Origin of the sequence: Micromonospora sp. CB01531, from assembly GCF_001905095.1 — a bacterium.
Classification (GTDB): Bacteria; Actinomycetota; Actinomycetes; order Mycobacteriales; family Micromonosporaceae; genus Micromonospora.
Window position 1 is genome coordinate 1 of record NZ_LWLS01000057.1, and the last position, 12,311, is coordinate 12,311.

Sequence of the window (12,311 nt, forward strand, 5' to 3'; positions counted from 1 at the left end):
CCCGGTACCGAACGCTTGCGCCAACCCGTACTTCGGGGACCTGGTTGACGCCGAGGTGTCCCGGCGCGGCGTGGTCCGGGCCGGCGCCGTCGGCGCCCTGGTGCTCGGTTTCGGTGGCAGCGTCGCCGGTGCGCTGGCCGGCGCCGCCCCGGCCGCCGCCGCGCCGGCAGCGCCGGCCGTCCCCGGCGCGGGCGAGGCCGCCGCGCCGCAGGGCGGGGTGGGCAGCGGCGCCCTGACCTTCAAGCCGATCCCGCCGAACAGGCTCGACACCCTGGTCGTCCCGAACGGGTACGACCACGCCGTCGTGATCAAGTGGGGCGACCCGGTCGAACAGGGCGCGCCCGAGTTCGACCTGCACGGCCAGACCGCCGCCGCGCAGGCGCAGCAGTTCGGCTACAACAACGACTTCGTGGGTGTGCTGCCCATCGACCGCAAGCGGGCGCTGCTCGTGGTCAACCACGAGTACACCAACGAGGACCTGATGTTCCCCGGCTTCGCCAGCCAGGACGCGCTCTCGGTGGAGCAGTTGCGGGTGGCGATGGCCGCGCACGGCATGTCCGTGGTGGAGCTGGAGCGGGTGGAGAGCACCGGACAGTGGCGGCCGGTGAAGCACGGCCGGCGGTACAACCGGCGGGTCACCGCGCTGGCCACGAAGTTCGAGCTGACCGGTCCGGCCGCCGGCTCGGCCTGGCTGCGCACCGCTGCGGACCCGAAGGGCCGTACGGTGATCGGCACGCTGAACAACTGCGCCGGCGGGGTCACCCCGTGGGGCACGGTGCTCTCCGGCGAGGAGAACTTCAACCAGTACTTCGTCGGCGGCGACGGCGCGCCGGCGGAGCTGAAGCCGAAGCTGGCCCGGTACGGCATCCCGACCGACTCGCGCTACCCGAGCGGCAGCCGCAAGTGGGAGCGCGCCGACGAGCGCTTCGACCTGGCGAAGCACCCGAACGAGGCGCACCGGTTCGGCTGGATCGTCGAGATCGACCCGTTCGACCCGGACAGCAAGCCGCGCAAGCACACCGCGCTGGGCCGGTTCAAGCACGAGGGCGCCAACGTCATCGTGGCGAAGGACGGCCGCGTGGTCGCGTACATGGGCGACGACGAGCGGTTCGACTACCTCTACAAGTTCGTCTCGGACAAGAAGTTCATGCCGGGCAGCTCCTCGGTGGCCCGCCGGCACAACCTGACCCTGCTGGAGTCCGGCACGCTCTATGTGGCCGCCCTCGAGGGCAACAGCGCCGCCGAGATCGACGGCACCGGCAAGCTCCCCGCCGACGGGGCCTTCGACGGCCGGGGCCGGTGGATCAAGCTGGTCAGCGGCAACCGCTCGTACGTCGACGGGATGACCGCGGCCGACGTGCTCACCTTCACCCGGCTCGCCGCCGACAAGGTCGGCGCGACCAAGATGGACCGGCCGGAGGACGTCGAGCCGTCCCTGCTCACCGGCAAGGTGTACGTGGCGCTGACCAACAACACCGACCGGGGCAAGGCCGGCAAGGCCGCCGCCGACGAGGCGAACCCGCGTAACCTCAACAAGCACGGGCAGATCCTGGAGCTGGTCGAGGACCGCGACGACAACACCGCCGAGTCCTTCGCCTGGTCGCTGCCGATCGTCTGCGGCGACCCGGCCGACGCGTCCACCCACTTCGCCGGGTACGACAAGACCAAGGTCTCGCCGATCTCCTGCCCGGACAACGTGGCGTTCGACGCCACCGGCAACCTCTGGATCTCCACCGACGGCAACGCGCTGGGCAGCAACGACGGCCTCTTCGCCACCGCGCTGGAAGGCCCGGAGCGGGGCCACCTGAAGCAGTTCCTCACCGTGCCGTACGGCGCGGAGACCTGCGGGCCGTTCATCACCAACGACAACCGCTCGGTCTTCGTCGCGGTGCAGCACCCGGGCGAGATCACCGGCGCGTCGGTGGAGAACCCCGCCTCCACCTGGCCGGACGGCGACTTCGCCAAGCCCGGCGTGGTGGTGACCTGGCGCCTCGACGGCGGCCCGATCGGCAGCTGACCCCATCCCGAGCGGTCCGGCGCTGGACCGCTCCCGAAGGGCCTCTCCCCCGCCGGGAGGGGCCCTTCGGCGTACTCAGGTGTCGGCGGCGATGCCGTCGGCCACCGCGCGGGCCACGGCGAGCAGCTTGGCCCGGACCACCCGGGCGGAGGTCATCATCTCGCTCGCCGGCAGCGCGCATGCCAGCACCACCCGGCGTTCGATGTCCTTGTCCGGGGTGACCAGCACCGCCGCGCAGGCCACCCCCTGCCGGAACTGCCCCAGCTCCAGCTGCATGCCGCGCCGGTCACCGGCCGCCAGGTCCGCCTCGAACGCCTCCGGGCTGGTGAGGGTGGCGCTGGTGAACGGGCGCATGCCGTACTCGCGCAGGTAGCGGAAGCGCTGCTCGGGGGTGAGCGTGGCGAGCAGGCTCTTGCCGAGGGCGGTGGCGTGCGCGCCCTCGTCGAAGCCCGGCACCAGGTCCTCCAGGTAGGGCGAGCGGGGCCCCTCGGCGACCGCCGTGACCGCCACCTGGCCGCCCACGAAGCGCCCGAGGTAGTGGCTCCAGCCGGTGTCCGCGGCCGCTCGCCGCAGCGACTCGCCGACCGCCGGCGGCCCCCTGAAGGCGGTCACCAGTTCCCGGTACCGGTCGGCTATCTCCAGGCCGACGATGTACGTCCCGTCCTCCCGCCGGATCACGTATCCCTCGTACGCCAGGGTGCGCACCAGGTGGTACGTGGTGGCGACGGTCAGCTCGCAGCGGCGGGCGATCTGCTTGACGGTGAGTCCCCTCGGCGCACGGCCGACCGACTCGAGCACTCGAAGCGCGCGGGAGACACTTCGGATCAGGTCCGAAGGTTCCGCCAAGGGGTCGCGCACAACCACCTCCGCCGCCGGGGACTTACACCATATGAAAAACAGGCCGCGCGCGAAATGCCTGTTCGGATCGAGGATGCCAGATCACCGGGCACAGACCGTGCACCGACAGACACGATCAGCTGCTAAAACGTGACGGCGGCCGCCGAAACGTGACCGGCGTAGGTTTGCCTGGCCATGACTGAGACCGTGCTGCACCCCTCGCCGCCCACGTCCCGCCGTACCGTCCGCGCCAGCGCGGGCGCCATCGCCACCACCATCGCCTGCGTCCTGCCCGTCTTCCTGGTCGGCGGCCTCGCCGTGCAGATGGGCGACGAGCTGCACTTCTCCCCCGCCGGGCTGGGGCTGGCCGTCGCGGTCTACTTCGGGATCAGCGCGCTCGCCTCGGTCCCCTCCGGCGCGCTGGTCGAGCGGTACGGTTCCGCCGTGGTGGCCCGCGCCGCCATCGTGCTCTCCGCCGGCTCGCTGCTGGCCGTGGCGGCACTGGCCCGGTCGTACCCGGTGCTGGTCGCGCTGCTCGGCCTCAGCGCCGCCGCGAACGCCCTGGGGCAGCTCGCCAGCAACGCGGCGCTGGCCCGGCACGTGCCCGCCCACCGGCAGGGGCTCTCCTTCGGGGTGAAGCAGGCCGCCATCCCGGTCTCCACCCTGCTGGCCGGTGCGGCGGTGCCCACCATCGCGCTGACCGCCGGCTGGCGGTGGGCGTTTGTGGCCGCCGCCGGGGCGGCGCTGGCCGCGCTGCCGGCCGTACCCGAGCAGGAGCGCGACTCGGCGCGACCGGCCACCGGCGGGCGGGCGGGCCGGGCCACGGTGGCGCTGGTGGTGATCGGCCTGGCCGCCACCCTGGCCTCCGGCGCGGCGAACGCGCTGGGCACCTTCCTGGTGGACTCGTCCGCCGGCCGGGGGCTGTCACCGGCCCTGGCCGGCCTGACGCTCACCCTGGGCAGCGCGGTCTGCGTGGTGGCCCGGGTCGGCACCGGCTGGCTCGCCGACCGCCGGGAGACCGGGCACGTCGCGCTGATCGCCGGCATGCTGGTGGTCGGTGCGGTCGGGCTGGCCCTGCTCGCGGTGGCCGGGCCGGTGCCGCTGGTCGTCGGCGTGCTGCTCGGCTTCGGCCTCGGCTGGGCCTGGCCCGGGCTGATGAACTTCGCGGTGGTCCGGCTCCACCCGCAGGCTCCGGCCGCCGCCACCTCGATCACCCAGACCGGCGTGTACGCGGGCGGCTGCCTCGGCCCGCTGTGCCTGGGCACCCTGGCCGGCGCGCTCGGCTACCCCACCATGTGGACCGCGGCCGCCGCCTCAATGCTGCTGGCCGCCCTCCTCATGCTCACCGGCAGCCGCCTCCTCACCCACCCCACCCCCTGACCAGTTCCGTTGATCATGAGGTTGGCGGCACTCATCGCGATCAACATCGCCGCCAACGCCATGATCGACGCGGGGGGGGTAGCGGCAGTCAGCTGGTGCGGTCGGCGATGTAGTCGCAGAGGGACTCGAGGGCGCGGCGGGCGGGGTCGTCGGGGAGGGGGGCGAGCTGCGCCCTCGCGTCCTCGGCGTAGCTGCGGACGGTCTCCCGGGCCCGCTTGAGCGCCGGGGACTCGCGGAGCAGGCCGAGCGCCTCGGCGTGCAGCGCATCGTCGACCAGCGGACCGGTGGCCAGGATCTCCCGCAGCCGGACGCTCGCGGCGTCGGAATCGTCCCCGGCGAGCGCGTAGAGCACCGGCAGGGTCGGTACGCCCTCCCGCAGGTCGGTGCCGGGCGTCTTGCCGGACTGCACCGACTCGGAGGCGATGTCGAGCAGGTCGTCGGAGAGCTGGAAGGCCACGCCGATGATCTCGCCGTACCCGGCGAGGGCCTCGATGTGCTCGGCGGACGCACCGCCGAACATGCCGCCGAAGCGGGCCGAGGTGGCGATCAGTGAGCCGGTCTTCTCGGCGATGACGTGCAGGTAGTGCGCGACCGGGTCGGTGTCCCGCGGCCCGACGGTCTCGGCGATCTGCCCGTGCACCAGCCGGGCGAAGGTCCGCGCCTGCAGCCGTACGGCCTCCGGGCCCAGGTCGGCCGCGATGTCCGCGGCCCGGGCGAAGAGGTAGTCGCCGACCAGGATCGCGACCGAGTTGGTCCAGCGCGAGTTGGCGCTCGGCGCGCCCCGGCGCACCGCCGCCTCGTCCATGACGTCGTCGTGGTAGAGGGTCGCCAGGTGGGTGAGCTCCATCACCACGGCGGCCGGTACGACCTGGGCACCGCTCGGATCGCCGAACTGGGCGCCCAGCGCCACCAGCAGCGGGCGGAACCGCTTGCCGCCGGCCTCGACCAGGTGCCGGGCCGCCTCGGTGACGAGCGGGTCGGCACTGGCCACACTGGCCCGCAGCTCGCTCTCGACCCGCTCGAGCAGGCCCAGCACGGACGCCTCGACGTGCGGGTCGGCGAGGTGCAGCCCGAGCGCGCCGAACTGACCCGTGCTCTCCGGACCCCGGCGACCGCCGGAGCCGGTGGCACCTGAACGCTCGCCAGCCGGAATCACCACGCCTTCAACCATGCCACACCCGTTCGACCTGCCCGAAGAGGGGATACGACGGGGGCCGGTACGCCAGGCGTACCGGCCCCCGGTGGGAGAACCTCGGTCATCGCACGAATTCGGCGGCACCGGTGGCCAGATCGAGCAGGGGTGCCGGGGCGACCCCCAGGACCAGGGTGGCCAGCACCCCGATGACCAGCGCCGCCGACGTGAGGGCACCCGGCACGGTGACCGTCGGGGTGGCGTCGCCCGGCTCGGAGAGCCACATCATCACCACGACCCGCAGGTACGGGAAGGCCAGCACCATGCTGGTCAGCACACCGGCGATCACCAGCCAGGCCTGGTTCGCGTCCAGCGCCGGGGCGAAGATCGCGAACTTGCTGGTGAATCCGCTGGTCAGCGGGATACCGGCGAAGGCCAGCAGGATGAAGGTGAAGATCGCGGCGAAGAACGGCGACCGGCGGCCCAGCCCGGCCCAGCGGGACAGGTGGGTTGCCTCCCCGTCGGCGTCCCGGACCAGGGTCACCACGGCGAACGCGGCGAGCACCGAGAAGCCGTACGCGACCAGGTAGAACATCGTGCCCGACAGCCCGTCCTTGCTCGGCGCGAGCACGCCCACCAGCAGGTAGCCCGCGTTCGCGATCGACGAGTAGGCGAGCAGCCGCTTGATGTCGGTCTGGGTGACCGCCAGCACCGCGCCGACCAGCATGGTCAGCACCGCAACCGCCCCGAGCACCGGGGTGAAGTCCCAGGCGGCCCCGGAGAAGGCGACGTGGAAGACCCGCAGCAGGGCGCCGAAGGCGGCGACCTTCGTGCAGGCGGCCATGAAGCCGGTCACCGGGGTCGGGGCGCCCTGGTAGACGTCGGGCGTCCAGACGTGGAACGGCGCGGCGGCGGCCTTGAAGAGCAGGCCGATGGCGAGCAGCGCCATGCCGGCGAAGAGCAGCACCTGGCTGGACGAGGACTCGCCGACCGCCGCGTGCACGGTGGCGAAGTCGACGCCGGCCGCGCGGTCCGGCACACCGGCCGTGAAGCCGTACACCAGCGCCACCCCGAACAGGAAGAACGCCGAGGCGTACGCGCCGAGCATGAAGTACTTCAGCGCGGCCTCCTGGCTCAGCAGCCGCCGGCGGCGGGCCAGCGCGCAGAGCAGGTAGAGCGGCAGCGAGAAGACCTCGAGCGCGATGAACATGGTCAGCAGGTCGTTCGCCGCCACGAAGATCAGCATGCCGCCGATCGCGAACGTGGTCAGCGGGTACACCTCGGTGGTGCCGCCCGCGCCCGCGGCCTGCCGCCGGTCGTCGACCGACTCGGCGGTCACCGCGGCGTGGGCCACGAACGCCCCGCCCCGCTCCACCGCACGCTCACCGATGAGCAGCAGCGCCATCGCCGCCAGGATCAGGATCGCGCCCTGGAGAAAGAGCGTCGGCCCGTCCACCGCGATGGCGTGCCCGGCGGTGATCAGCCGGTCGTCGGCGTTGAGGATCACCATGGTCAGCGCCGCGAGCACCGCCGCGAGGGCGAGCAGCAGCTGCACCGGGTTGCGCAGCCGACGCGGCACGAACGCCTCGACCAGGACGCCGAACAGGGCCGCGCCCAGCATGATCAGGATCGGGGCGAGCGCCGCATAGTCGATCGACGGCAACTTCAGCTCGGTCATTTCGCGGCCTCCTGGACGCTGCCGACCGTCGGGGCGGGGTCGGTCCGACCGACGTCCTGCATGGTCGCCCGGACGGCGGGGTTGATGACATCGGTGACCGGCTTGGGATAGAAGCCGAGCAGCACGATCAGCGCGATCAGTGGGGCGACCACGACCTTCTCGCGCAGGCTCAGGTCACGGCGCATGCCGTCGACCTCGGTCAGGGCCGGGTTGAGCGTGCCCTGGGTGGTGCGCTGCACCATCCACAGCACGTACGCCGCCGCCAGGATGATGCCCAGCGTGGCGATCACCGCGACCGGCTTGTTGGTGGTGAACGTGCCGATCAGCACCAGGAACTCGGAGACGAACGGCGCGGTGCCGGGCAGCGCCAGCGAGGCCAGACCGGCGAAGAAGAGCACCCCGGCCAGCACCGGGACCAGCTTGCCCGCGCCGCCGAAGTCGCTGATCAACGCCGAGCCGCGGCGGGCGATGAGCATGCCCACCACCAGGAAGAGCAGGCCGGTGGCCAGGCCGTGGTTGAGCATGTAGAGCACCGCGCCGGTGCCGGCCTGGGTGGTGAAGGCGAAGATGCCGACCCCGATGAAGCCGAAGTGCGCGATCGACGTGTACGACACCAGCCGCTTGAGGTCGTTCTGCCCGACCGCCAGCAGCGCGGCGTAGATGATGCCGATCAGGCCCAGCGCCAGCGCCCACGGGGCGAACCACTTCGACGCCTCGGGGAAGAGCGGCAGGCAGTACCGCAGGATCCCGAAGGTGCCGACCTTGTCCAGCACGCCGACCAGCAGTGCCGCCGCGCCGGCCGGGGCCGCGCCACCGGCGTCCGGCAGCCAGGTGTGGAACGGGAAGAACGGCGCCTTGATCGCGAACGCGAGGAAGAAGCCGAGGAAGAGCCAGCGCGCCGTGTCGGTGGGGAGGTCGGCCTGGCTCAGTGCCTGCCAGTCGAAGGTCTTCCCGCCGACCACCCAGAGGCCGATCACCGCGGCCAGCATGAACAGACCGCCGACCAGGGAGTAGAGGAAGAACTTGACCGCCGCGTACTGCCGCTGGTGGCCGCCGTAGCTGCCGATGAGGAAGTACATCGGCACCAGCATGACCTCGAAGAACACGTAGAACAGGAAGACGTCGGCGGCGGCGAAGACGCCGATCATCGTGCACTCGAGGACGAGCAGCAGCGCGAAGTAGACCGGCACCGAGCGCTTGGACGACTCGGCGTCGTGCCAGGAGGCCAGGATCACCAGCGGCACCAGGATCGCGATCAGCATCAGCATGACCAGCGCGATGCCGTCCGCCGCGAAGGTGAAGTTGACCCCCCAGTTGGGGATCCACGCGTACGACTCGCGGAACTGGAAGCGGTCGCCGTCCACCTGGAAGGCGATCCACATGGCCACCGAGAGCACCAGCACCAGCAGCGACCAGGCGAACGCCACGAGCTTGGCGAGGTCCGGACTGCGGCGCGGCAGCAGGGCCACCACCAGGGCGCCCACCAGCGGCGCCACGGTCAGCACCGAGAGGAACGGGAAGTTGGACATTATTCGGCCTTACCTCCGTCGTGACTGCATGGCCCGCCGGCGGGGGCGGCCGCGTTGAGGTCGATCACGCCAGCCACCCCGCCTGCACCGCCAGGAACGCCGCCACCACGAGCAGCGCGCCGGTCAGGATCGAGGTCGCGTACGACCGCACGAAACCGGTCTGCAGCCGCCGGAGCCGGCCCGAGCCCCCGCCCACGGCAGCGGCCAGGCCGTTGACCAGCCCGTCCACGCCCCGGTTGTCGAGGAAGACCAACGCCCGGGTGAGGAAGATGCCCGGCTTCTCGAAGACCGCCTCGTTGAAGGCGTCCGTGTAGAGGTTCCGGCGCGCGGCGGTGACCAGCACGCCGGCCGGCTGCGGCGCGGTGGCCGTGCCGTTGCGGAACAGGTACCAGGCCAGTCCGGCGCCGAGCACGGTGACCAGCAGCGAGAGCGCGGTGATCAGCCAGTGCGCGAGGACCGCCTCGTGCTCCGCGTGCTCGCCGCCGAGGCCGGCGGTGGCGGTCAGCCAGTCCGGCACGGACGTGGAGAGCAGGAAGCCGGCACCCACCGAGCCGATCGCCAGCAGGATCAGCGGGACGGTCATCAGCTTCGGCGACTCGTGCGGGTGCTCGATGTCCTCGGTCCAGCGGGCCGGGCCGTGGAAGGTGAGCACGAAGAGCCGCGTCATGTAGAAGGCGGTGAGCCCCGCACCGAGCAGCGCGGCGCTGCCGAACAGCCAGGACGTCCAGTCCCCGCGCTCGAACGCCGTGGCGATGATCGGCTCCTTCGAGAAGTAGCCGGAGAGCGGCGGGATGCCGATGATGGCGAGCCAGCCCATCATGAAGGTCAGCCAGGTGACCTTCATGTACTTGGCCAGGTTGCCGAACCGGCGGATGTCCACCTGGTCGTTCATGCCGTGCATGACCGAGCCGGCACCGAGGAACATGTTGGCCTTGAAGAAGCCGTGCGCCAGCAGGTGCACGATGGCCAGCGCGTACGCCCCGCCGCCCAGGCCGACGCCGAGGAACATGTAGCCGATCTGGCTCACCGTGGACCAGGCCAGCACCCGCTTGATGTCGTCCTTCGCCGCGCCGATGAGGCAGCCCATCAGCAGGGTGACCGCGCCGACGCTGACCACTACCAGCTGGAGCGTGGCGTTGGCCGAGAAGATCGGGTTGGAGCGGGCGATCAGGTAGACGCCCGCGGTGACCATGGTGGCCGCGTGGATGAGCGCGGAGACCGGGGTCGGGCCCTCCATCGCGTCCGGCAGCCACGCCTGCAGCGGGAACTGGCCGGACTTGCCGGCCGCGCCGAGCAGCAGCAGCAGGCCGAGCACCAGCACCGTGGTCTGGCTCAGCGCACCGACGCCGCTGAACACCTCGTCGTACTGGGTGGTGCCGAGCTGGGCGAACAGCACGAAGATGCCGATGGCCAGGCCGGCGTCGCCGACCCGGTTCATCAGGAAAGCCTTCTTGCCGGCGGTGGCCGCGCTCGGCCGGCCGTACCAGAAGGAGATCAGCAGGTACGACGCCAGACCGACGCCCTCCCAGCCGAAGTAGAGCATCACGTAGTTGTTGCCGAGCACCAGCAGCAGCATGGCGGCGACGAAGAGGTTGAAGTACCCGAAGAACCGTCGCCGGCCCTCGTCGTGCGCCATGTACTCGACCGCGTACAGGTGGATCAGGAAACCCACCCCGGTGATCAACAGGACGAACACCGCGGCCAGCGGGTCGAAGAGCAGACCGAAGTCTACCTTCAGGTCGCCGACCGTGATGAACTGCCAGAGGCTCAGCTGGACCTGCTTGTTCTCCAGACCACGGAGCTGGAGGAAGTAGGTCAGGCCGAGCACGAAGGCGGCGCCGATCGCGCCCACCCCCAGCCAGTGGCCCCAGCGGTCCGCCCGCCGGCCGAGCAGCAGCAGGATCGCCGCGCTGACCAGCGGGATCGCCACCAGCAACCAGACGCTGCCGAGCAGCCCATCCGCCGTCGCGAAAGCAACGGCCCCGGTCGGTTCAGCCGACGCAAAGGTCAGAGTCTGTTCCACCGCAGGCCCCTCAGTACTTCAGCAGGTTGGCGTCGTCGACGCTCGCCGAGCGTCGAGTCCGGAAGATCGACATGATGATCGCGAGCCCGACCACGACCTCGGCCGCCGCCACCACCATCACGAAGAACGCCATGATCTGGCCGTTCAGGTCGCCGTTGATCCGGCTGAAGGTGACCAGCGTCAGGTTGGCGGCGTTGAGCATCAGCTCCACGCACATGAACAGCACGATCGCGTTACGCCGGATCAGCACGCCGACGGCACCGATGGTGAACAGCACCGCGGCGAGGATCAGGTAGTAGTCCGGGGTCACTTCTCCGTCCCCTTCAACGAGGTCTCCTCAGCGGTCAGCTCCCGCACCGGCAGGATCTCCGGGATGCTGCGGTCGGACAGCCGGCCGTCGGGCAGGCGGGCCGGGGTGGCCACCGACGAGGAGGTGGCGAAGACACCCGGTCCGGGCTTCGGCCCGGGGTAGTTGCCGGGGCGGAACCGGGCCTTCATGGTGGCGATCTGGTCCATCCGGTCCTCCTTGCGCCGCTCCACGTGCGCCAGCACCATCGCGCCCACGGCCGCCGTGATCAGCAGCGCGGAGGTCAGCTCGAAGGCGAAGACGTACTTGGTGAAGAGCAGCCGGGCGATGCCCTGCACGTTGCCCTCGGCGTTCGGCTTGTCCAGGCCGACCGCCTGGACGCCCTCCAGGGCCCGGTAGAGGCCGCTGCCCACCAGGCCGGCGAAGCCGACACCGAGCACCACCGCGGCGACCCGCTGGCCGCGCAGCGTCTCGATCAGCGAGTCGGAGGCGTCCCGGCCGACCAGCATCAGCACGAACAGGAAGAGCATCATGATCGCGCCGGTGTAGACGATGATCTGCACCATGCCGATGAACGGCCCGGCCTGCAGGACGTAGAACACGCCCAGGCAGAGCATGGTCAGCACCAGCCAGAGCGCCGAGTGCACCGCGTTCCGCGCCCAGACCATGCCGATGGCGCCGATCAGCGCCAGCGGGGCGAGGATCCAGAAGGTGACCTCCTCACCCCCGGACACCTGGCCCGCCGCGGCGAGCACTGTCTGAGTGGTCATGCTCCTGCTCCCTTGCCCGCCTCGGCCCGCTGCGCGGCCTGCTCGGCGCCGGGGAAGGTCACCCCGGGGTGCTCGTCCACCCGGTACCGCCCCGGGCCGTTCGGCGAGTGCTCCGCGCCGGCGGACGTGCCCGGGTTGGTCAGCCCGCCGACGTAGTAGTCCTTCTCGCTGTCGCCCAGCCGCATCGCGTGCGGCGGCTGTTCCATGCCGGGCAGCAGCGGCGCGAGCAACTGCTCCTTCGTGAAGATCAGGTCCTGCCGGTTGTCCCGGGCCAGCTCGTACTCGTTGCTCATGGTGAGCGAACGGGTCGGACAGGCCTCGATGCACAGCCCGCAGAAGATGCACCGGGCGTAGTTGATCTGGTAAACGCTGGCGTACCGCTCACCCGGGGAGAAGCGCTGCTCCTCGGTGTTGTCGCCACCCTCCACGTAGATCGCGTCCGCCGGGCAGGCCCAGGCGCACAGCTCGCAGCCGATGCACTTCTCCAGGCCGTCCGGGTGCCGGTTGAGGATGTGCCGGCCGTGGTAGCGCGGCGCCGAGACCGGCGGCTTGAACGGGTAGTCGGTGGTGACGACCTTCCTGAACATGTGCGAGAAGGTGACCCCGAAGCCCTTGAACGTTCCGGTGATCGCGCCCAC

10 protein-coding genes are annotated in these 12,311 nt (G+C 71.1%); 2 read left to right on the top strand and 8 right to left on the bottom strand.

The features are described from left to right. The coding region (locus A6A27_RS08960; RefSeq protein ID WP_073834084.1) for a PhoX family protein at positions 1 to 2,017 on the top strand (2,017 nt) is incomplete at its 5' end. Between the two features lie 75 nt (positions 2,018 to 2,092). Here A6A27_RS08960 and A6A27_RS08965 read toward each other — a convergent pair. Then, positions 2,093 to 2,875 (bottom strand): IclR family transcriptional regulator, encoded by a 783-nt coding sequence (locus A6A27_RS08965; protein WP_073834085.1) that lies wholly within the window; start codon positions 2,873 to 2,875, stop codon positions 2,093 to 2,095. Positions 2,876 to 3,049: 174 nt separating this feature from the next. On the opposite strand from A6A27_RS08965, the gene A6A27_RS08970 reads away from it, so the two are divergent. Then, a complete protein-coding gene (locus A6A27_RS08970) occupies positions 3,050 to 4,234 on the top strand; it encodes an MFS transporter (protein WP_073834086.1) in 1,185 nt (394 codons plus the stop codon). Between the two features lie 88 nt (positions 4,235 to 4,322). Here the strand turns inward: A6A27_RS08970 and A6A27_RS08975 are convergent, their stop codons facing one another. The 7 genes from A6A27_RS08975 to nuoI form a co-directional block, all read right to left on the bottom strand. Next, on the bottom strand, positions 4,323 to 5,405 hold the full coding sequence (locus A6A27_RS08975; RefSeq protein WP_073834087.1) for a polyprenyl synthetase family protein: 1,083 nt from the start codon (positions 5,403 to 5,405) through the stop codon (positions 4,323 to 4,325). 85 nt (positions 5,406 to 5,490) lie between these two features. Continuing rightward, a complete protein-coding gene (nuoN, locus tag A6A27_RS08980) occupies positions 5,491 to 7,044 on the bottom strand; it encodes an NADH-quinone oxidoreductase subunit NuoN (protein ID WP_073834088.1) in 1,554 nt (517 codons plus the stop codon). Beyond that, positions 7,041 to 8,573, bottom strand: a complete 1,533-nt coding sequence (locus tag A6A27_RS08985) for an NADH-quinone oxidoreductase subunit M (RefSeq protein WP_073834089.1) — start codon at positions 8,571 to 8,573, stop codon at positions 7,041 to 7,043. The genes nuoN and A6A27_RS08985 overlap by 4 nt, the downstream gene beginning before the upstream one ends. Before the next feature lie 64 nt (positions 8,574 to 8,637). Further along, positions 8,638 to 10,596 carry an NADH-quinone oxidoreductase subunit L gene (gene nuoL / locus A6A27_RS08990; RefSeq protein WP_073834090.1) on the bottom strand — a complete coding sequence of 653 codons (1,959 nt, stop codon included), beginning with the start codon at positions 10,594 to 10,596 and terminating at the stop codon, positions 8,638 to 8,640. 10 nt (positions 10,597 to 10,606) lie between these two features. After that, positions 10,607 to 10,906: an NADH-quinone oxidoreductase subunit NuoK gene (gene nuoK / locus A6A27_RS08995; protein WP_073834091.1), complete on the bottom strand. Its 300-nt coding sequence runs from the start codon at positions 10,904 to 10,906 to the stop codon at positions 10,607 to 10,609. After that, positions 10,903 to 11,673, bottom strand: coding sequence for an NADH-quinone oxidoreductase subunit J (locus tag A6A27_RS09000; protein WP_073834092.1), 771 nt, complete (start codon positions 11,671 to 11,673; stop codon positions 10,903 to 10,905). The genes nuoK and A6A27_RS09000 overlap by 4 nt, the downstream gene beginning before the upstream one ends. Next, positions 11,670 to 12,311, bottom strand: a complete 642-nt coding sequence (gene nuoI / locus A6A27_RS09005) for an NADH-quinone oxidoreductase subunit NuoI (RefSeq protein ID WP_073834093.1) — start codon at positions 12,309 to 12,311, stop codon at positions 11,670 to 11,672. Before nuoI ends, A6A27_RS09000 begins: the two co-directional genes overlap by 4 nt.

What these genes read in the sequence shown, in the direction of transcription:
- A6A27_RS08975 (WP_073834087.1), bottom strand. Translation starts at nt 5,405, where the DNA reads ATGGTTGAAGGCGTGGTGATTCCGGCTGGCGAGCGTTCAGGTGCCACC.
- A6A27_RS09000 (WP_073834092.1), bottom strand. Translation starts at nt 11,673, where the DNA reads ATGACCACTCAGACAGTGCTCGCCGCGGCGGGCCAGGTGTCCGGGGGT.
- A6A27_RS08970 (WP_073834086.1), top strand. Translation starts at nt 3,050, where the DNA reads ATGACTGAGACCGTGCTGCACCCCTCGCCGCCCACGTCCCGCCGTACC.
- A6A27_RS08985 (WP_073834089.1), bottom strand. Translation starts at nt 8,573, where the DNA reads ATGTCCAACTTCCCGTTCCTCTCGGTGCTGACCGTGGCGCCGCTGGTG.
- nuoN (WP_073834088.1), bottom strand. Translation starts at nt 7,044, where the DNA reads ATGACCGAGCTGAAGTTGCCGTCGATCGACTATGCGGCGCTCGCCCCG.